Annotated in this window: 20 protein-coding genes and 1 tRNA gene; 8 read left to right on the forward strand and 13 right to left on the reverse strand. The window is 63.3% G+C overall.

The window, feature by feature from the left end; translation table 11 throughout:
• The first annotated feature begins 59 nt into the window (after positions 1–59).
• Together dapA and bamC are read left to right on the forward strand one after the other, a co-directional pair.
• The gene (gene dapA / locus L6Q67_RS08445; RefSeq protein ID WP_296568034.1) at positions 60–938 is read left to right on the forward strand and encodes a 4-hydroxy-tetrahydrodipicolinate synthase; all 879 of its coding nucleotides are present in this window, start codon (positions 60–62) and stop codon (positions 936–938) included.
• Between the two features lie 29 nt (positions 939–967).
• Positions 968–2131: an outer membrane protein assembly factor BamC gene (bamC, locus tag L6Q67_RS08450; RefSeq protein WP_296568036.1), complete on the forward strand. Its 1164-nt coding sequence runs from the start codon at positions 968–970 to the stop codon at positions 2129–2131.
• Between the two features lie 132 nt (positions 2132–2263).
• On the opposite strand, the gene L6Q67_RS08455 is transcribed toward bamC, so the two are convergent.
• The gene (locus L6Q67_RS08455) at positions 2264–2563 is read right to left on the reverse strand and encodes a hypothetical protein (protein WP_296568038.1); all 300 of its coding nucleotides are present in this window, start codon (positions 2561–2563) and stop codon (positions 2264–2266) included.
• Between the two features lie 173 nt (positions 2564–2736).
• Entirely contained in the window at positions 2737–3867 is a 1131-nt protein-coding gene (locus tag L6Q67_RS08460; RefSeq protein ID WP_296568040.1) for a cupin domain-containing protein, read from the reverse strand.
• An 86-nt stretch (positions 3868–3953) separates the two neighbouring features.
• Here L6Q67_RS08460 and rlmD point away from each other — a divergent pair, with 86 nt between their 5' ends.
• Positions 3954–5267, forward strand: coding sequence for a 23S rRNA (uracil(1939)-C(5))-methyltransferase RlmD (gene rlmD, locus L6Q67_RS08465; protein WP_296568042.1), 1314 nt, complete (start codon positions 3954–3956; stop codon positions 5265–5267).
• Between the two features lie 65 nt (positions 5268–5332).
• Here rlmD and L6Q67_RS08470 read toward each other — a convergent pair whose 3' ends face one another.
• Complete coding sequence (locus L6Q67_RS08470; RefSeq protein WP_296568044.1) at positions 5333–6022, reverse strand: Bax inhibitor-1/YccA family protein; 690 nt, start codon at positions 6020–6022, stop codon at positions 5333–5335.
• A gap of 288 nt (positions 6023–6310) precedes the next feature.
• Here L6Q67_RS08470 and L6Q67_RS08475 point away from each other — a divergent pair.
• Both L6Q67_RS08475 and L6Q67_RS08480 read left to right on the forward strand, forming a co-directional pair.
• Positions 6311–6398: transfer RNA gene (locus tag L6Q67_RS08475), tRNA-Ser, on the forward strand.
• Positions 6399–6532: 134 nt separating this feature from the next.
• Complete coding sequence (locus L6Q67_RS08480) at positions 6533–7231, forward strand: hypothetical protein (protein ID WP_296568046.1); 699 nt, start codon at positions 6533–6535, stop codon at positions 7229–7231.
• A gap of 98 nt (positions 7232–7329) precedes the next feature.
• Here L6Q67_RS08480 and L6Q67_RS08485 read toward each other — a convergent pair whose 3' ends face one another.
• Positions 7330–7575, reverse strand: coding sequence for a helix-turn-helix transcriptional regulator (locus L6Q67_RS08485; RefSeq protein ID WP_296568048.1), 246 nt, complete (start codon positions 7573–7575; stop codon positions 7330–7332).
• Between the two features lie 61 nt (positions 7576–7636).
• Between L6Q67_RS08485 and L6Q67_RS08490 the strand changes: the two genes are divergently transcribed.
• Positions 7637–8107, forward strand: a complete 471-nt coding sequence (locus L6Q67_RS08490; RefSeq protein WP_296568050.1) for a hypothetical protein — start codon at positions 7637–7639, stop codon at positions 8105–8107.
• A gap of 279 nt (positions 8108–8386) precedes the next feature.
• On the opposite strand, the gene L6Q67_RS08495 is transcribed toward L6Q67_RS08490, so the two are convergent.
• The 4 genes from L6Q67_RS08495 to L6Q67_RS08510 are packed head-to-tail and all read right to left on the reverse strand — an operon-like array spanning position 8387 to position 10354.
• Entirely contained in the window at positions 8387–8839 is a 453-nt protein-coding gene (locus L6Q67_RS08495) for a hypothetical protein (protein WP_296568052.1), read from the reverse strand.
• Positions 8832–9176 (reverse strand): hypothetical protein, encoded by a 345-nt coding sequence (locus tag L6Q67_RS08500; RefSeq protein WP_296568054.1) that lies wholly within the window; start codon positions 9174–9176, stop codon positions 8832–8834. The genes L6Q67_RS08495 and L6Q67_RS08500 overlap by 8 nt, the downstream gene beginning before the upstream one ends.
• Positions 9169–9597 (reverse strand): DUF5681 domain-containing protein, encoded by a 429-nt coding sequence (locus L6Q67_RS08505; protein WP_296568057.1) that lies wholly within the window; start codon positions 9595–9597, stop codon positions 9169–9171. Before L6Q67_RS08505 ends, L6Q67_RS08500 begins: the two co-directional genes overlap by 8 nt.
• A 13-nt stretch (positions 9598–9610) precedes the next feature.
• Complete coding sequence (locus tag L6Q67_RS08510) at positions 9611–10354, reverse strand: hypothetical protein (protein WP_296568059.1); 744 nt, start codon at positions 10352–10354, stop codon at positions 9611–9613.
• 240 nt (positions 10355–10594) lie between these two features.
• On the opposite strand from L6Q67_RS08510, the gene L6Q67_RS08515 reads away from it, so the two are divergent.
• Entirely contained in the window at positions 10595–10999 is a 405-nt protein-coding gene (locus tag L6Q67_RS08515) for a hypothetical protein (RefSeq protein WP_296568063.1), read from the forward strand.
• Positions 11000–11363: 364 nt separating this feature from the next.
• On the opposite strand, the gene L6Q67_RS08520 is transcribed toward L6Q67_RS08515, so the two are convergent.
• From L6Q67_RS08520 to L6Q67_RS08530, 3 genes are all read right to left on the reverse strand, one after another.
• Positions 11364–13442 carry an AAA family ATPase gene (locus tag L6Q67_RS08520; protein ID WP_296568064.1) on the reverse strand — a complete coding sequence of 693 codons (2079 nt, stop codon included), beginning with the start codon at positions 13440–13442 and terminating at the stop codon, positions 11364–11366.
• Positions 13443–13579: 137 nt separating this feature from the next.
• Positions 13580–13888 (reverse strand): hypothetical protein, encoded by a 309-nt coding sequence (locus L6Q67_RS08525; protein WP_296568067.1) that lies wholly within the window; start codon positions 13886–13888, stop codon positions 13580–13582.
• A gap of 245 nt (positions 13889–14133) precedes the next feature.
• Positions 14134–15435, reverse strand: a complete 1302-nt coding sequence (locus tag L6Q67_RS08530) for a site-specific integrase (protein ID WP_296568069.1) — start codon at positions 15433–15435, stop codon at positions 14134–14136.
• 311 nt (positions 15436–15746) lie between these two features.
• Between L6Q67_RS08530 and L6Q67_RS08535 the strand changes: the two genes are divergently transcribed.
• Positions 15747–16076 (forward strand): YnfA family protein, encoded by a 330-nt coding sequence (locus L6Q67_RS08535; protein WP_296568071.1) that lies wholly within the window; start codon positions 15747–15749, stop codon positions 16074–16076.
• A 17-nt stretch (positions 16077–16093) separates the two neighbouring features.
• Here the strand turns inward: L6Q67_RS08535 and L6Q67_RS08540 are convergent, their stop codons facing one another.
• Positions 16094–18205, reverse strand: coding sequence for a TonB-dependent receptor (locus L6Q67_RS08540; protein WP_296568073.1), 2112 nt, complete (start codon positions 18203–18205; stop codon positions 16094–16096).
• A 20-nt stretch (positions 18206–18225) separates the two neighbouring features.
• Complete coding sequence (locus tag L6Q67_RS08545; RefSeq protein WP_296568075.1) at positions 18226–19677, reverse strand: hypothetical protein; 1452 nt, start codon at positions 19675–19677, stop codon at positions 18226–18228.
• Positions 19678–19680 lie beyond the last annotated feature (3 nt).

The following is a 19680-nucleotide window of genomic DNA, read 5'->3' on the forward strand; positions in this document are numbered from 1 at the left end:
CTAGCCTTCCCGAAGTGATTGGGTACAATACTCAACTTTCCCTCTCTCCCCGATATCCCATGATTACCGGTTCGATTGTCGCCATCGTTACCCCGATGCACGAGGATGGCAGCCTGGATCTTCCCCGTTTGCGCAGCCTCATCGACTTCCACGTCAAGGAAGGCACCGACGGTATTGTCGTTGTCGGCACCACCGGTGAGTCGCCCACGGTCAACGTCGAAGAACACTGCGAACTCATCCGCGTTGCCGTCGAGCACGCGGCGGGGCGGATCCCCATCATCGCCGGCACGGGCGCGAACTCCACCCGCGAAGCCATCGAGCTGACCGAGTTCTCCCGCAAGGCCGGTGCTGTCGCCGGGCTGTCCGTGGTGCCCTATTACAACCGTCCGACCCAGGAAGGCCTGTACCAGCATTTCCGCACGATCGCCGAGGCGAGCCCGCTGCCGATGATCCTGTACAACGTGCCCGGCCGCACGGTTGCCGATCTGTCCAACGACACCGCCCTGCGCCTGGCCGAGGTGCCCAACATCATCGGCATCAAGGACGCCACCGGCAACATCGACCGGGCCTGTGACCTGATCGCCCGGGCGCCCAAGGATTTCGCCCTGTACACCGGTGATGACATGACCGCCATGGCCTTCATCATGCTGGGCGGCCACGGCACCATCTCGGTCACGGCCAACGTGGCGCCGCGCCTGATGCACGAGATGTGCGTCGCCGCCGCTGCCGGTGATGGCGTGCGTGCCCGTGACCTGAACGCCCGCATGGTCGGGCTGCACCGTCACCTGTTCTGCGAAGCCAACCCCATCCCCGTGAAGTGGGCTGTCGAGCAGATGGGCTTTGTCGGCAAGGGCATCCGTCTTCCGCTGACCCGTCTGTCCGAGTCCTGCCATGAGCGTGTGCGTGATGCCATGCGTCAGGCCGGCGTCGAAGTTTGAGTCTGTCTTTCCCACCCCGAGGGTTACGCATGCAAAGCCGAAAGCTGGCTTCCGGTTCGGCGGTCGTCGTTGCGACGATCGTCCTGAGCGGTTGCTCCGGTTCCTTGCTGGAATCGAAAAAGATCGATTACAAGAGTGCGGCCGTTGCGCCCACCCGGTCTACCCTTGAGATCCCCCCCGACCTCACGGCGCCCACCGCCGATGACCGCTACGCGGTGCCGGACATCAATCCCAAGGGTACCGCCACCTTCTCTGCCTACAACGCTGAGCGCAGCGGGCAGGCCACCACCGGAGCCGCGCCGGCGGTCACCCGGGTTGCGCCCCAGTCCATCGACAAGATGCGCGTCGAGCGTTCGGGCAGCCAGCGCTGGCTGGTCGTTCCGGGCACTGCCGACAAGCTGTGGCCCCAGGTGCGCGAGTTCTGGCAGGAAAACGGTTTCATCCTGAACGTGGATCGTCCCGAGATCGGTGTGATGGAAACCGATTGGGCCGAGAACCGGGCCAAGATCGACAACGGCATCATCCGCAACACCATCGGCAAGGTCATCGATGGCCTGTACTCGACGCCCGAGCGGGACAAGTTCCGCACCCGTCTCGAAAGTGCCGGCGAATCGGGTTATGTGGAGATCTTCATCAGCCATCGGGGCATGATGGAAATCTACCCGAACGAAGCCAAGGATCGGACCATCTGGCAACCGCGGCAGGCCGATCCCGAGCTTGAGGCCGAGTTCCTGCAGCGCCTGATGATCCGCCTCGGTGCCGACGAAACCCGCGCCAAGGCGCAGATCGCAGCGGTGCCCCAGGTTGAGAAGGCCAAGCTCCAGAACGCCTCGGGCGGTGCTGCGGTACTGCAGGTCGAGGAGGGCTTTGACCGCGCCTGGAGACGGGTCGGACTGGCCCTGGATCGGGTGGGCTTCACCGTGGAGGACCGTGACCGCTCCCAGGGTCTGTACTACGTGCGTTACGTGGATCCGGAGACCGACAAGAAGAAGGGCGACGACGAAGGCATCCTGTCGAAGCTGGCCTTCTGGCGCAGCAACAAGGCGCCGGTGGCCTCGGGCAGCCAGTACCGGGTGTATGTGAAGGGGGCGGACTCCGCTTCCACCGTCCAGGTGCTGACCCGCGAAGGCGGTACCGACACCTCGGAGTCGGCGCGCAAGATCATGGGGCTGCTGTTCCAGCAACTCAAGTAAACACGCCTCTCCAGCCTCGACAAAAACGCCGGCAAGTCCGGCGTTTTTGTTTTCAGCCTGCGATGCGCGTGCGATCCGTACAGACGTAAAAAAGCCAGCCCGTGGGCTGGCTTTTCTTCACCGGGAAAAGAATTACTTCTTTTCGGGAGTGGCGGCAGCGGCAGCAGCAGCGTTCTCGGCGGTGGAACCAGCCGGGGCAGCAGCGGGAGCGGCAGCGGCGTCAGCCGGCTTGGCATCGGCGGGAGCGGCAGCGCCTTCAGCGGGCTTGGCATCAGCAGCCGGGGCGGCGGCGGGAGCAGCTTCAGCGGGCTTGGCTTCGGCGGCGGGAGCAGCAGCGGGGGCCGGAGCTTCAACGGGCTTCGGCTCTTCCTTCTTGCCGCAGGCGGAGACAGCGAGTGCAACGAGAGCAGCAACCAGGAGAGATTGTTTCATTGTTGGTTTCCCTTATCGATAAATGAAGTACAGCGACCTAATTTGAGGAGCAATCAGGTGGGGGACCTGATGTGATGTGTATGCTAACACGGAGGAAGTGCTTGAATAAAGACATTGTTGCGACGCCGCAACGATCTGCCCCTGTTGTCAAGCCCCCCGCGGGGCCTGGGCCACTATGGCATCAATGATCCTGATGGGCGTGCGAAGCCACAGCAGTACCAGTCGTAAAGAAGGGCAATTGTTTCTTCGGACAGGCCGGAGAGGCTCTCGATGCGGCGATGGTCGGCGAGCTGCTCGATGATTGCCTTGTCTTCGTCCGCAATCGCCACGGCTTCGCCATTGATGAAAAACTGGCCGCCGGAAAACAGCAGCAGGGTGCAGGCGTCAAGGCTGTAACCCTGGTTCTGGCTGGCGTCGACAAAGTCGTCATGCTCGAGGGGTTCGTCGGGGCAGTCGAAGTAAACGTGCGCCTTGGGTTCGGTCAGATAAGCGCCCAGGAAGCTGCGGACATCTTCCCGCGTCCAGGTGATGCGGGACAGGCTGTCGGCCACCCGGTCGATCATCAGATCGCCGATTTCCGCCGAGTGGGCCTGGCGTTTGAGGTCCGGATCGGCGTAGATCCCGTCGAGCTGGATGGTGTCCTGGAGGTGGATCAGGAATTGCTGGGCGAGCTCCTGGGTGGTCGGGGAGCGGAAACCGATGGAGTAGGTGGTGCATTCGCCGATGGCGATGCCGTTGTGGGCCCAGTGGGGCGGCAGGTAAAGCATGTCGCCGGGCTCCAGCACCCAGTCGTAGACGGGGCGGAAATCCTGGAGGATCTTGAGCGGCGCATCTTCGATCAGGCTCCGGTCATCCTGGTTGCTGATCTGCCAGCGACGCTGGCCGATACCCTGCAGCAGGAAGACATCGTAGTTGTCGAAATGGGGGCCGACGCCGCCGCCATCCACGGCGTAGCTGACCATCAGGTCGTCCAGGCGGGCCTGGGGGATGAAGTCGAAGCGGTGCAGCAGGGCGTCGCCATCGGGGCAGAACAGGTTGAGGCCCTGGATCAGGACGGTCCAGGGCTGGGTCTTGCGCTTGAGATCGGCAGCCTTCTGGGGGCCGCGGATGACCTGCCAGTTGCTGTTGTTGTGGGTGACGTAGCGCGATTCCACGTCGGCGTCACGGGCCAGCTCGAAAAGCTCTGCCTTGCTTGCAACGCCGGTGAAGCCGGGGACTGCCTGGCGGATAAGCAGCGGTTTTTTTTGCCAGTATTCGGCGAGGAATTCCTCTGCCGTCAGGCCGCCCAGAAGAGTGTTTGTCATGGCTTCCATTATAGCGTCTCACCTTGCCAAGACCCTGACGGGGGATAAAATGGCGCCCTTTTCCTCGCCGTACGCCCGCCATTCCCATGAGCACCACGCCAGCCCGCGAAGCCGTCATCGAATCCCTGGACCATGATGGTCGTGGCGTGAGCCACGTGGACGGGAAGACCATCTTCATCGATGGTGCCCTGCCCGGCGAGCGGGTGAGCTTTGTGTCCCATCGGATCAAGCCCCGCTTCGAGGTGGCCGATGTGGAGCGGATTATTGAACCGTGCTCCCAGCGCATCACGCCGCCATGCCCGCATTTTGGTGTGTGCGGCGGTTGCAGCATGCAGCACCTGGAGGCCACCGCCCAGGTGGCAGCCAAGCAGCGGGTGCTGGAAGACGCCCTGTGGCACCTCGCCCGGGCCCGTGCCGGGGAGCTCTATCCGCCCATCGTCGGCCCGGCCTGGGGCTACCGCTACCGGGCCCGCCTGACCGTGCGCATGGTGCCGAGCAAGGGGGGCATGCTGATCGGCTTCCATGAGCGGCGCAGCAGCTACGTGGCGCCCATGGACGAGTGCGCCATCCTCCCGCCGCATGTCTCGGCGATGGTGCCGCGCCTGCGCGCCCTGGTCGCCGGCCTGTCGGCCCCCGACCGTCTGCCGCAGATCGAGATCGCCGTCGGTGAGGGCATCACGGTGGTGGTGTTGCGCCACCTTCAAGCCTTCACGGCGGCCGACGAAGCCTGCCTGGCCGCCTTTGCCCGGGACGAGGGCGTGCAGGTGTGGGGCCAGTTGAGCGGCCCGGATTCGGCACGCCGCCTGTTTCCGGCCGAAGCGCCAGGGCTGGCTTACACCCTGCCCGAGTTCGGCGTGTCGATGGCCTTCCGGCCTACCGACTTCACCCAGGTCAACATGGGCATCAACCGCCTGCTGATGCGCCGTGCGATGCAGCTGCTGGACCCCAGGCCGGGTGAGCGCATTGCCGACCTGTTCTGCGGGCTGGGCAATTTCAGCCTGCCCATTGCCAAGCTCGGGGCTCGGGTGGTGGGCGTGGAGGGGAGTGATGCACTGGTGCGGCGGGCGGGTGAGAATGCCCGCGCCAACGGGCTGGAGGCGCGCAGCGAGTTCTACGCCGCCAACCTGTTCGAGGCCACCGAGGACAGCATTGCCGCCCTCGGCCACCTGGACAAGATGCTCATCGACCCCCCGCGGGAGGGCGCAGTCGCCGTGGTCAAGGCCCTTGGCCCGTCGGCGCCGCGGCGCATCGTCTACGTGTCCTGCAATCCGGCCACCCTGGCCCGGGATGCCGCCGTGCTCATTCATGAGAAGGGCTATCGTCTGAAGGGCGCGGGCATCGCCAACATGTTCCCGCAGACCTCCCACGTGGAATCCATCGCCTTGTTCGAACGGGATTGAGGCGCGCGCCGCAGACATGAAAAAGGCGACCCGAAGGTCGCCTTTTTTGCTGCTGCGGGGAGCGATCAGTCGCGATCGCCGCCGCCGAAGGCCATCACCAGATTGAGCAGGCCGACGAAGATGTTGTAGACATCCAGGTAGACCGCCAGGGTGGCCGTCACGTAGTTGGTTTCACCGCCCCGCACCACGTTGCTGATGTCGTACAGCAGGTAGCCCGAGAACAGCATCACCACCGCGGCGGAGATCACCAGGTGCAGCACCGGCATCTGCAGGAAGATGTTGGCCACGCCAGCCAGCAGGATCACCACCAGGCCGACCATCAGGAACTTGCCCATGTTGGTGAAATCGCGCTTGGACACACTGGCGATGCTCGCCATGGTGGCGAACACGGCACCCGTACCCCCTGCGGCCATGGCGATCATCGAGCCGCCATTGGAGAAACCCAGGGCGACCTGCAGGATGCGCGACAGCATCAGGCCCATGAAGAAGGTGAAGCCCAGCAGCAGGGCCACGCCCAGACCGTTGTTCTTGTTGCGCTCGATGCCGTAGAAAAAGGCAAACGAGATGCCCATGAACAACATGAAGGCGATGAACGGGCTGCCGGCCATGAACGAGAACTGCATCTGCACGCCGAGCAGCGCGCCGGCAACGGTCGGCACCATCGTGAGTGCGAGCAGCATGTAGGTATTGCGCAGCACGCGGTTGGCGCCTTGCGACAGTACCTGCGTTTGCTGACCGTAAGTGTCGAGTTGCATGAAATTCCTCCAGAAATGAAAAGCAGCTTAGCCTGCACTGCCTGAGAGTAGCGGAGCACCCGAGAAGTTTCAACCGCGTGGCCAGCGCGGCATTTGGCCTGCGCCGGGCTCGTGCTAGAATTCGCGCCCTCGGGAAGAGTGGCAGAGTGGTCGATTGCACCGGTCTTGAAAACTTACGTTCGTACGGTACGCGATAGGCGAAAATAGCAGTAAAAACAACGTGTTAGCGCGAATATCCTGGCGGCTGTTTTGTTGCCGTTTAGCAGATTCTTAGCACCTCAAAGTTTTGGAAGCTTGGCAGAGTGGTCGATTGCACCGGTCTTGAAAACCGGCAACCCGCAAGGGTTCCAGGGTTCGAATCCCTGAGCTTCCGCCAAACGAAAGCCCCGAGCCGGAAGGTTTCGGGGCTTTTCTTTGTCTCATTCCTCAGTTCCGTAGCTTGATGTTTTTGTGCATGGAGTGCCTTGTTTGCGCATGAAGCTATTGTTTTGTGCGTAATGGTGATGTATCGTGCAAGGACACTACCTTGTGGAGTACAACATGGCATTCAGAGCAGACGAAGCGGAACGGATCGGAAACGAACGAGTTCTCAACTATCTCGTCCCCAAGCCGAAGGATGCGACTGAGTCTCAGCGAGCACGCGCCAAAGAGGCTGTCTTGGACATCCTGTACGAGCTCGGCCCTGCGATTGACACATACCCATCATGGCATCCGCTGGTCAGTAACCACGAAAGTCGTTACCCGGAAACGCTGCCAGGCAGCAAGAATGGGTATGAAGGTCTCGATCACACTAGGTGTTTCGTGAATGGCTTTATCACCTGTCCCTATAACGGAGGGCAAAAAGTCATCGACTCCGTTGAGGCGCTACCCCTCCACCACGCAGCCACGATTACAGCCGAACGGCTGGACGTCCCGCTGTACCACCCGTTGGCAACCCCCATCCTAGTCAAGTGCAAATGGCATGAGCCCCTCTTGAGGGACGGAACAATCCCACTGGCAGTTGCGTTGCCGCTACTCCTTGAGAGCGAGCTTCCTTGCTGGAGGTGGTCTGATGTGGCTGAAACCTGGGAGTCGATGAGGGAGTATTTTCTTGGCTCGCCCTACGGGAGTCGGTCGTCACTGTTTGTGAACCAAGAGACGGGGCAAGCGATCAAGAAGATCTGGAACGCTTTGATTCACACAGGGATGTTCGGTCCGATCAAGGTCTGACGCCGGTGGCACGTGGGCCGCTACACGCCCCGCAACGGTGCCGCCAGTACCCTAGCGGCAACCCTGTGGTGATCGCGGCCTGTGCCGGCCCCTAGTGCCTAACGTTGGCGCTGGTACTCTTCTTCTGTTTCCCGAACCAAGTCAGCTGCCGGGGTGCCTAGGGCTTGTCCAAGCCCGATCAGCGTCGTGATGGTCGGCTGCCTGATGCCACGCTCAAGGCGGGAGACAAACGTCCTATCCACATCCGCACGGTGGGCGAGTTCTTCCTGAGAGATATTCTTCTCCGAGCGATGCCGTCGTAGAACCTCTCCAAAGATCAGCCCAATGTCCCCTGCGGTTTTCATGGGGTTGATCGTGGTTTTCGTGAGGCCTATAGTCCACGGCCTATAGGCACGTCTCCGGACTATGAAACAGGAAACCCAAGCTTCAAGCGCCACTGGCGGGCATGCTTACCGCAACTCGATGACGGGGAACGCTGGGCTGAACTATGCGGCTTGGCAGCTCGCACGCCGGGGGTGGCATGTGCTGCCGACGATCCGTAATGCACGTGGATCAGACTTGATAGTGACGGACGCGGACGAGACGGTGTTCTTTGGCGTTCAGTCGAAGGCGTTGAGCAAGCGCAATGCCGTCCCGCTGGGTAAGTCTCTCGAGACTCTTCGTTCCGCATGGTGGATCATCACGATCAATACCCATTCCGACCATCCGACGTGTTTTGTGATGACGCTCCAGGATGTTCGGAGGCTTGCTTCGCAGGATGCGAATGGCGGGGCGTTCTGGCTAAATCCGCCCGCCTATGATTGTGATGAGTTTCGGGAGGCATGGGAGCGCCTCGGCGCCCTAGTCACGACAACGGGTGCCAGTGGCACCCGTTGAAGGCAGCATCGGGGGTGTTAGGAAGGTCACCCCCCCCGCTACTGGTCCCGTTTGATTAACGTGCGACGGTTTCCTGTGGCACGGCACACACACAAGGCGGTTCGGGTGGCGCCTCCGCAGCGGCAGCTACCAAGCGCGTCTGATGCTCCACTGCGATGCGCTCCCATTCATCCAAGTCATAGATGATCGGCGGCCAGTTACCCACGGTGCGCGTCGTGGAGCGGACTTGCTCCAGTTGAGCCACGCGCTTCAGTGTCGCCTGACTGACCCTTGCCCGCATCAATGCACCTGCGCTGACTCAATTGGCTGGTAGTGGCGCCCCAGGGACAGCAGTAGCTGAGCCGCTTGCACGCGCGCGGTGGAATCGTCGCTGTCACGGATCACCTGAAAGCAGGTCTGCGCTATCAGCGCGCAGTCCGCCTCAAGTTCGCCGTCGTTGAGGACGGCTCCATTGTTGCGGAACGTCCGTTCCTGGCTTGCAGTAAGGGGGCGCAGCACGGCTTGAGGAAAGAGATGCGGAGCAGGGTTGTCGGCATCCCATTGTGCGATCCACTTGTCCGCCACCCTGCGAGCTTCCGCCATGCTCTGGCGCAGGGTGCCTCGATTGACCACGCAGGCATGCGGCCCGAAGCGCACATGCACCGCCACTGAGCCCTTGGGTGCGGGCAAGACCTTCATGCGTCGCTCGCGCGCCTGTTGGCGTACCGCCTCGATGGTGAACGGCTTAATCATGCTCATCCTCCGGTAGGGATGCCCCCGCGAGAAACTGAACCTTCACGCTGGCGTTGAACATCACTTCCCAGGCGGCAGCCAATGAGACACCTCGCTCCCGGTACTTCCTGTAGATGCTGATGTTGAGCTTGAAATCCTCTTCATTGGTCCAACCATGCCCGTTCAATCGCTGTACATGAGCGAACTTGGCGAGCAGTTGTTCCAGTGTCAGTTCTGGGTAGTGGTCTGGAATCAAAGCTGGAGAGGGGAAGGCATCGGGGAACTTCACCCTTGGTCCGCCATAGACCAGAACCATAGACCAAGGGTGATGTTCCAGTTCGGTGAACGGCTTAGCCATGACGCCCCTCCAGTACCGCGATGCGCGACTCCAGTTCATCGACCTGCCGCACCGCGCCAAGGGCGCCGATGGACTCAATGATCTGCTTGCCCACGTCGGGCGCTACCTCACCGTCGGCGATGGCTTGCAGCACCGCCTCCACCTGTTCAGCGAGCGGCGCCTTGGCGTCGAACGAGAAATTCACCTTCTCACCCTGTGCCCGCAGGGTCGGGGCAATCCGTGCGAGCACGAGCGACGCGGCTTGCATGTCACCTTCCAGCGCAGCGTCAATGACCACGCGTGCGATCTCGTTGGCTTCGACCAGCAGCGCCTGTGAGACCTTCGAGCGCTTATCAACGATGCCCTTCGGACGACCTGCGGGGTTGGGAGAACGCATCCCCTTGGTCCAAGGAGCGCTCTTCTTTTCGGTTGAAGTGTCCATTTCGTGCTCCTGATTAGATCAGTTTTACAGCAGCGCTCCGGGCTGCCATACCGAGCTTTGCCCGCGCTTGGTTGTCGCCCTTGCGCATTTCCTGCACCTTCCGCCAGTCAGCGCCCACGGCCTTGGTCACCCCGGTGAGGAACAGAGGGGCGTTGTTTTCGATGTGGTCGATGCAGACCCGCGCCGCAGTGAGGCGCTTGACGGCGAGAGGGTTCTGCGACTCGTGGAAGCCGCGCAGCAGCTCTTGGTGGATATCGGCGCCCAGCCCCGACAGGTAGTACGGGGCACCCAGCACCGCAGTCGCCGTCAGGGTGTCTCCGGACTTGATGGCGTCCCGGATGAAAGCGATGCGTTTGCCAAGGTCCGGCATCGCATTGACGTGGCGGCGCACCTCTTCGTTGAGGGTGCCGATCCCGGCTTGCTGCTGAACGGGGTTCAACAGTTCAGCCTCGATCGAGCGGGCGATCGTGTTCAGGTTCTTCAGCACCGCTTCGAACTTGGGCAGAACCGAGGCTTGCTTCTTTTCCGCGAAGGCTGCGACGTTGAGGGTCTGCGCGGCCTCCGTCCAAGCGGGGTTGCGCGCCGCAGCTTCGCGGGCCTCGTGGATCTCACGCAGCGCCTCGTAGGCTTCGCTGAACGTGGTAATGGCCTGTGCGGTGTTGGAAAGGGTGGTGTCATCCATGATCCCGGCCTCTTCGAGCTTACCCTTGAGGTAATCCGGATGGAGGCTGGGGGTGACTTTGCCGCTGATGTCCATGATCTTCTCCTGCGTTTATGCTATTTGGCTAAAAATACGCTTGCATGGTACGGCACCCACAGGAAAAGCACTTTGATAATTGCTGAAAAAACAATGCTCTAGCAGCAATTTTTTAGCTGCGAACAGCGTTTAACAGAAACGGCGGTCCTTTATTTTCGACGCTTCCACAAAGTCGTTGCCGATCTTCCGTGATGCGTCCTAGCGTTATGCCATCGACAACAGACGCAAGGAGAAGCGACCATGGAAGCCAAGACCTACACGAAGCGCGAGAACGCCCGCCGGGCTGGTGTTGCAGCAGGGGTGCCCGCGGAGCTTGTCGGCATCACCGTGCATAAAGACGGCGACGAGGTGAGGTTCGGCTGGGAAACGCTGGAAGCGCCGGCGGCCCCCGAGATGACCACAGCGACGCCCGAGGTGGTCGCACCGAAGGTGTCGCGCGTCGAACAGAACGGAGTCAGGCGACCGAAGGAGGGCGGACTGTGCGCTGCCGTCTGGGCATGGCTGGATGCACACCCCGGCGCAACCGTGAAGGAGGCCAAGGCGGCAGCACCTGACCACGGTTGGAACGTGAATAATGTCGCCTGCGAGTTCTATGCCTGGCGCAAGTTCAATGGGCTCAGTGGCAGGCAAGCTGCTGCGGGGTAACTACTGGGGAGCCCGTTGCGCATACCCGTGCGGGGCGCGTGGGGCCGGCTGGGGCCGCTTTCACTACCGGCTCGCCCCCACCATACCAGCGGCCCCCGTGCGGGGCCTGCAGCGGCAATTTTTAACCACAGTGTGGGTCATGAGGTAGAGCTGAAGGGCAACGCACCTTTCGTGAATGGGCAACCCATTTTGCATGAATTCAAAGGGCCGGCAAGCTGCGTTAAAAAGGGTGTGTTGCCCTATAGGAAAAAACGCAGCAACGCACCCCTTGGGGGGTGCTGCTTGCTCCTGCGGTTCGGGGGTGCGTTAAAGCACCGTAACGCACCCCCAACGCCCCCGAGGGGCGTTGCAACGCACCTTTGGCCTAGCCATGCTCCGCAGTGCAGGTATCGACAGGTCGCAGCCACTTGGACCCCGATGGACCTCCCTGTTCTTCGATCAATTGCCCCCTGTCTTTCAGGCGAGCGAGGGAATCGCGCAGGCTCTTCTGTGTCATGTCGTGTTCTGCCCTCACTGCGGCCCGCATACCTTCTAGGCCGCGTCCAGTTGGGCGCTGGCCCTCGCTAGTAAGCTGCCTTATCCATTTATTGACAAACGCGTCGTCCGCCGCTGCCAGAACGGCCGCGTCGGGCGCCTGCTTCCGCTCGTGTGGTGCTCTCCAGGGAGCTACTGCCAGCGAAGTAATCGGGTCGCCGTCCTCGTCATTTCCAAGGTTCAACTTGTCCATGGTGAATGGACACTCGATACCGGACTCACCGTCCTTGACCTTCCGCATGGTGAAGCGGGCGTCGAGCGGGCCATCCTCTTCATCGTCCTTGTCCTTGGCCACCTTCTTCCAAACATGAATGACAAAGTCGAGCGCCCCGTGAAGGCTGCTATGGCCTCGCAAGCCTGCACCCTCGCTCTTGCCGCTGTGGTGAACAACCAGCACGGTGCAGTCAAGCCGTCGCTGCAGCTCTTGGAAGATTGCGATCATCTCTCCCATGCCTTCGCTGCTGTTTTCGTCAAAGCTGCCACCTGCCTGAGCCAGCGTGTCAATGCACAGGACTCCCCCGATGATCTTTGACTTCAGCGTCATTACCAGCTTGTCGCGATCTGCCTGATCCCTCAAGTTTAGGGGCTCCATCAGGAAGGAAATTCCCGTGGATGTGGCTCCAAATTTCCCATAGCCCAGCCTCCACGCAGCAACTCGCCTCGGTATGCCGCCCCGACCTTCAAATGGGACATAGACGACTGGGGCTGCACGTACGCGCTGACCGAACCAGGGCGCCCCGTTGGCAATGTGTGCCAGCAGGTCAAGTGCGAGGAATGACTTGAACGTCCCCGAGGCACCGAACAGTGCTCCAACCCCGCCAACAGGGATGAAGCCCTTCACAAGCCAGCGCAGGGGTGGGAGCTTGCCAAGGTCGTGGTCAGTGAGGAGCTGGAAGACGTTGGTTGCGCGCTTGGCTTCCCAGGTTGCTATCAGAGCATCGGCGATTTGCTTGCCGTGCGCGGCCGCTCCTGCGTCTCGCGTGACGTGCCCCCGCTGCACCGCCAAGGTACGATTCAGGTACGTGTCGTTCTTCGTCGCTTTCTCCCGCTTACCCAGCGCCGACATACGGAACAACCGCCTGCACTGCTCGTTCGAGGGGGAATGGAATGCAAGGGTTTGCATGAGGGAAGCGTCTGCTTCCGATTGGGACGAGAACCCAAGTTCTTCCCATTCACCCCGCCATAGCCGTTGGAACTTCTCGCCACTTTCCCACGCCCTTTGCATTACTCCCTCATCGGTGTCCGTGGGCAGGACTTCAACAAGCTCCGCGCCGCAAGTGGTTTCTGGCATCTGGGAAATCATGTTTTGAAGGCGCTCTTGCTGGGCAACAATGGGCTTGTCCTTCACCACGTTGCCGGTGCAGATGATGTACCGCTCTTGCGAATAGACCTCCACACCCTCCCGGCGTCGCCCCTTGCCGATCTTGCCCTCAACCCACACGTGCAACCCCTTCCCGCTACGGGAATGCTCGGTGTAGCTGTCGAACTCCTCAACAATCTTGTGGAAGCGCTGAATGTGCTCTTGCGGCGTCGTCTCCTTTACGTCCATGTCGATGCAGGTAAAGGGATCATCTTCGGTGAGCACGTAGCCAATGTGGAGGTTTCGTGCTTCGGCTGCTCGGCACACCGAATCGAAGTCCGCCCATGTGGTTGGATCAGTGGAGCTAGCTGCTCGACCGTCAATGGTCAGAGGCATTTTGTCCGCACCAGCAAGCACCCACTGGCGGCGGTCGCGAAGTGCTGCGGGCAGGTTCGCCCACTGCGCTGGCAGGGGGCCGGCTGGGGCCGTTTGCTGGGGGTGGCCAAGGGGGTTGCCAGGGTGGCCATGCTGCGGGGCCTGTAGCGCTGGCTGCAAATGATCAAACGTGCCGACCTTCGCGGCAGGGGGTACGCTGTTGGTGCTATCCATGTGAAATTCCTTTGGCGGCAGGGCGTAGGCGAACCCCTGCCGCTTTTTCTTGACTGGCTTGTTTTGGGCTAGGCGACGGTGCTGTTCCGCGGGCGCAAGCGGCGGCGCTGCTCGGGTTGCGAATAGGCGACCGCCAGTTATGAGGTTTGCTGTTCGGCGGGAAGCCACGGCGGGCGGGTCAGTGCAACATGGTCGGGGCGTTGGCTGGTGCTGGTGCGTGCGCCGGAGGCGAGCCAGAAAAGAACGTCGCGTTCGGAGTAATAGACGCGGCGGCAGCCGTTAGGCTGGAAGTAGCGGGGACCAGTGCCCGCTAGACGCTTCTGCTCAAGCGTGTTGGGCTGGAAGTGCAGAATCTCCGCAGCTTCGCGGCTGCTCAGGGGGCGGTTCTTCGGGGTGTAGTTGAACAGCTCGCAAAGCTGCTCGAAGGACAGGCTTTCGGTTTGCACAGGCAGTGCCTCTCAGCAAGCCCACCGACGTGCAGATGCAAAAAGGGCAGTCGGTAGGCGAACCGCATCGCGTTACCGATGCCAGTTGCCCGCCGTCTGCCCATGCAGCACTTTTCGTTGATCGCGTCCCGACGCATTGCGCGAAGTGACGGAAAGGCGAGGTGTGTTGTCTGCTACTGTACTAAGATTGTGCAGCCTTTGCAACGTGACGTATTGTTTTGACATTTTTGGGGCAAGCCCCTAAGTCAAGCACGGAGCGGCACCACGTTCTCAGCCTTGGAGATTGCCTCCGCGAGCGTGCCCTGATGCTCGATCCAATCAGCTACCCGCTGCACTTCGGGGAGTAGATATTGCAGCTTCGAGGTCTTCAGGTAGTGCTTCTCCGTGACGCCGTGAGGCTTATGGTTCAGCAGTTGCTTGACCTTGGAGAGATCGACGCCGCACTCGGCATATCCAATGTCAGCGAAGGTGCGACGCAGGTCATGCGGCGACAAGTGCGTGCCTGCGGTCTCGCTGACCTTCTTCATGGTGTCGCGCGGGTCTTTGATGTGGCCACTCTTGCCCCATGATGGGAAGACATGCTGGTTGCCCTCTACCCTCTGGCGGGTCTTGAGTAGTTCAATCGCCTGTGCAGATAACGGCAGCCAGACAGGGCGGCGATTCTTGGGGTCAGGTATGTGCCACCAGCCTTCATCAAGATTGACCCGATCCCATGTCAGTGCCGCTGCTTCTTCTTTGCGCGCACCGGTCAGCATGAGGAATATCACGAGGTCGATGCTTGACCACGTATCACGGTTGTAGGCGTTGGCGCGAGCCTGCGTGAGCATGTGCCACACCGCGCCAACTTTCGGAAGCGGGATGCTCGAATCGCGCGGGTCTAGCTCTGCCCAATCGTCTTTCAGCACTGCGACAGGGTTGTGCAGGACTAGCGGCATGCCATCCTGCTTCTTGTACTGCCGACCGGCATAGTTGATGAGGGCGCGCAATACGCTGAACGCCTGATTCGCTTGACCTGGCGAACCGCCCTCACGGTTGCCGCGAAGCCCCTTCGTTAGCATTTCGCGGTAGCGCTTGCGGCAGTCGTCCTCGGTGATGCTAGTGATGGGCTTGTGTTCCCACGCCTTGAAGGTTGTGGTCACATGCCGCTCAATCTCGCTCTTGCTGCTGTCCTTCAGCTTACCCGGTCGCCCCATGTAAGCGTCAGCAACCTGCCGCAATGTCACTTTGGCTGCCTCGTCCGCTTTCTTCGCGTCGCGCGGGTCGATACCGTCACGCATGGCTTGCAGGATGTGGCGCGCGCCTTTCGTGATGATTGTGCCGCTGCTGTCGGTCAGTCCGTTACGCGCCAGTTCTTCGGTGTATAGCCCATAAGGACCAATCGTGATGCACACCGCCTTGCCCCTGACGCGCCCCTGCGCAATGAACACGCGCTTGCCCGCGGCGGTGACCCGTAATCCGAACCCCTTCAGCGAGTCGTCCCAGTGAGTCTCGTAGCCCTCGGGGGGCGGCTGCACCTTGTTGATGAAAGTCTTCGTTAGCTTCGGCATAAACCTTCTCCTAGACGCTGTTTTAGCGTATGTTTAGCAACCTAGGCTAAGTTATGACAAGCTACACAAAACATGCAACGACGATAAGTTGTTGTTTTGAAAAGGTGCGGAAGGCTAAGTAAAGCAGCGGAAAGCTAGTTAAAAGCAGCCTCCGTAAAACTTGAAAACCGGCGATGGGAAACCATCCGTGAGTTCGAATCTCACCTCTTCCGCCAGGATTTCGTCCAGTCGGCTCGCCCTTCGTGCGGGCCGTTTTCTTGTCTGCGGAAGGCTGCCTCGATGTGGCCTCAGATTGCCGTCGGAGGGTGCCCATGGATGCGTTGCGGATGGCGGGCTTGTTTGCGCTGACGGCGGTGATGGAGATCGTCGGCTGCTATCTGCCCTGGCTGGTGTTGCGGCAGGGGCGGAGTGTGCTGTGGCTGCTGCCGGCCGCGGTGGCCCTGGCGCTGTTTGCGTGGCTGCTCACCCTGCACCCGACGGCCGCGGGGCGTACCTATGCGGCCTACGGGGGCATGTACATTGCCGTGGCGCTGTTGTGGCTGCGCTATGTGGACGGGGTGGCGCTGACCCGCTGGGATGTGGCGGGCGCGGCCATTGCCCTGGTCGGCATGGCCGTGATCGCCTTGCAGCCGGCCCGCTGAGGGCCGGGCTGGCGCGCTCAGAAACCCAGACGCAGGGCCAGGCGCAGGCTGCGCGGCTCCAGCGGATGGATCAGGCGGCCGTCGATGCCGCCGTTGCAACTGCCCCCCAGGGCTTCGCTGCGTGTACATGCACCCCCCCAGTATTCGATGTCGTTGGCGTGGCGGTTGAACAGGTTGAGCACGTCCAGGCTCAGCTGTGCCTGCTTTGAAACGCGGTAGCCGAGCTTGAGGTTGGCCGTCCAGAAGGGGGAGGACTTGTGGGTGCCGGTCTCCTCGAGGGCGTAAGCGCCCAGGTAGCGCAGGCGCAGGCCGCCGTACCAGGGGCCGTCCCGGTCGGCGGTGACGCCCAGGGACGCGGTGAGGGGGATGGCGTTGGGCACGTGGTCGCCGCCGCCGTCCACCGGGTGGGTGAAGCGCGCCTTCGACAGGGCCAGGTCGGCGTCGATGATCAGCCCCTCCAGCGGCGTGATGTAGTTGGCCCATTCCAGCCCGTGGCGGCGGGAGGCGCCGCGGGGCTCGGTGATGCCTTCGTCGCCGATGAAGACCAGCTCGGAGGCCAGCGCCATCTGCCATACCGACAGGCTGGTGTTCCAGCCCGGCAGGGGGGCGGCGCGCACGCCCAGCTCGGCGCCCCGGGCTCGGGCGATCAGGGGGACACGGGCGATCGGGCTGCCGTCGGCCGGGTTGGTGTGGCTGGTGGCGCCGCGGGTGTCATTGCTGTGAAAGCCGTGACCCCAGTTGGCATAGAACTCGGTGCTGCCGGCCAGGTTGAAGGGGCCGAACACGAGGCCCAGCTTGGGGCTCGTCTGACCGCCGCGCACGCTGCCGCCATTGCCCATGTTGTACTGCCCGCCCAGGGCCGTGACGTCGGCCGAGATCTCGTCCCGGCGCAGGGCGAGGGTGCTGCGCAGCCAGGGTGTCCATTGGGTGCGGGCCTCGATGTAGGCGGCGAGGGACGTCTCGGTGATGCGGTCCTCGCGGACGGTGCCGGTGCGTGCGCGCCCTTCGGTGGTGAACAGACCGACGCGGCCGATGCGGTCCTGGCGCAGGCGGGTGCCCACACTCAGCTCGGTGTCCCGCAGGGCCGGGCCCAGGAGCCAGGTGTGGCGGGCTTCACCGCCCCACACGACGCGGCTGTCGGCCTGCTCGTGCTGGTCCCCCTGCGGGCCGCTGATGTAGCCCGACGGCGCAGAGTACAGGTTGAGGCCGTAGTCGATGACGTAGGCGCTGGCCCGGGTGGCGCTGTCCTCGCCAAGGCGGGCCCATTCGGCCGACAGACTGTTGCGTCGGGTGCGGCCCCCGTCCCGGGGCGAGAGGGCGCCGTAGCGGCCGATCTCGCCGGAGCGGATGGCCCGCTCGGGGACGTGCTCGGTGGCGGTCCAGTGGGCGCTGTAGCTCATGGCCGTGATGGCGTAACCGTGGCTGGCGCTGCCGTCGGAGAGGCGCAGCAGCAGGTTGCGGCGCTGCAGATTTTCGGGCTGGGTCCAGGGGCCGTCGTAGCCCATCAGCTCGGCGGCCACCAGCAGCTGGCGCCCGTCGCCCTCACCGCCCAGTGCCCGGCTGCCGGCGGCCAGCAGGCGCTGGTAGCCGTTCTGGCCGAGCCCGAACTCCACGAAGGGCTGCGCCAGCTGGCGCCGGTAGTCGATGCGCGCCGAGCCGGTGGTGGCAAAGTCGCCGTCCTCGGCCGCATACACCCCCTTGCGATAGGCGATGCCCTGCACCAGCTCGGGCATCAGGAAGTTGAGATCCATGTAGCCCTGGCCGTGGGCGTGGCTGGCCATGTTGACCGGCATGCCCATGACGTGGGTGGCAAAGTCGCTGCCGTGGTCGAGATTGAAGCCGCGCAGGAAGTACTGGTTGGCCTTTCCGTCCCCCGAGTGCTGGGTGACGATCATGCCGGGCACGGTCTCGAGGGCTTCGGCGGGGCGCAGCAGGGGCCGGTTGCGCAGCTGGGCGGCGGTGACGGTGCCTTCGGTGGCCGAGTCGGCGACGCCGATCAGGTCCTGTTGACGGGGGGTGACGGTGACCTCCTGGAGGGTCGGAACGCCCGCGGCGTGGGCGGCGGCGCCCAGGCTGGACATGAGGAGGGCCAGCGCCCCCGCGAGGGGGCGGTCGATGAACTGTGGCATGGAGAGGTTTCCTTAGGGGATCAAGGGTTGAGCCGGCGATGGCGCAGGCGTCGCCAGCCGAGCACACAGCCGGTGCTGGTGAGGGTGACGCCGAGAAGGCACAGCAGGGTGATGAGGGCTTCGCGCAGGGCGGGCAGGCTCGCTAGGGGCGGGAAGTCGAGCCGGTGCAGGCCGTTGAAGATCCAGCGATGCAGCCGGTTGGCGTCGTCGATGCGGGCCAGTACGCGGCCGCTGGCCGGGTCCAGATACCAGGTGGTGTCCTGGCTGTCGGCCATGCGGATGCGGGCGGCGGGGAGCACCGCCGGGTTGCGCCGGCCGTAGTGATACAGGTCGGCCTCGTGGATCAGCCCGGCGTGGGCCACCGGGCGGCCCTCGATGGCGGCCACGGCGGCGGCCAGGGTGTCCACGGGGAAGGGCTGCGCCGGGCTGGCGGTGTCGGTGATGCGCTGGCTGCCGCCGGGGGTGCGCGCTTCCAGGTAGTTGCGACCGGCAAAGCGGTACCACTCGGCCTCGCGGGCATCGGGGGCCAGGGCCAGCTGGCGGCGCAGCAGGTCGACATCGGCCGGTGGCGTGAAGGGGCCGCCCGCCAGGCGCTCGGCGCTGCCCGGGGGCAGGCCGCTGAAGGCCAGCAGGCCGAAGGGGTGGTTGGACAGCCAGCCCGACAGCAGCCACGTGAGGGCCAGCCCGCCCACGCCCAGGCCGAGCAGGTGGTGCCAGCGCTTCAGGCCGCGATAGGGCGTGACCTGCCCGCGGGGGTAGCGGCGGCGCAGACGCAGGCGCTGGACGCCCAGGGCAAGGCCCAGGAGCACCGTGAGGAGCGCCACCGGCGGCAGCCACAGGACCAGCAGGCGCCAGGTGCCGGTGTCCTCGCCGCGTAGCGGGGTGAAGTAGAGCCAGTGGGGCACGGTGCCCAGCCAGCCCGCCACCCGCTCGAGCCGGGTGGTGCGATTGACCACCTCGCCGCTGCGGGAAGACACGTACAGCTCGGTGCCGGCAGCATCATCGGCCCGGAACAGGTAGAGGGGGCGATGGGCGTTGTAGGTGGCGTAGATCGTCCATTGATCCCGGTCCACCGTTTCTGGCCCGGCCAGGGGCACATCGGGCAGAAACGCCCGGGCGGCCTCGCCCGCCTGCGCGGCGCTGACCGGGCCTACCGCCGTGCCGGTGTCGGCCCATACGCTGCAGGCGCCGTCCCGGGTGGCAAAGTGATACACGGGGCGCCCGGCGTGCATGGCGATGCGCCCGCCCTTCGGCCTGGCCGGGCAGGCACGGGCCGCGTCGGCCGGGCTCACCCGGATGGCCTCGGCGTGCAGGGGCGCCAGATGGGCCACGCGGGTGTCCGTGTCGAGCTTGGGGAAGGGGATGTAGAGCATCACCAGCCCGGACAGGAACCAGCCCAGCACCAGCAGCCCGGCACCGATGCCGAGCCAGCGGTGGGCCAGGTGGAGAACGCGGAGGACGGGGTGTTTCATGGC

The organism is Zoogloea sp. (assembly GCF_023150065.1).
Lineage (GTDB): Bacteria > Pseudomonadota > Gammaproteobacteria > Burkholderiales > Rhodocyclaceae > Zoogloea.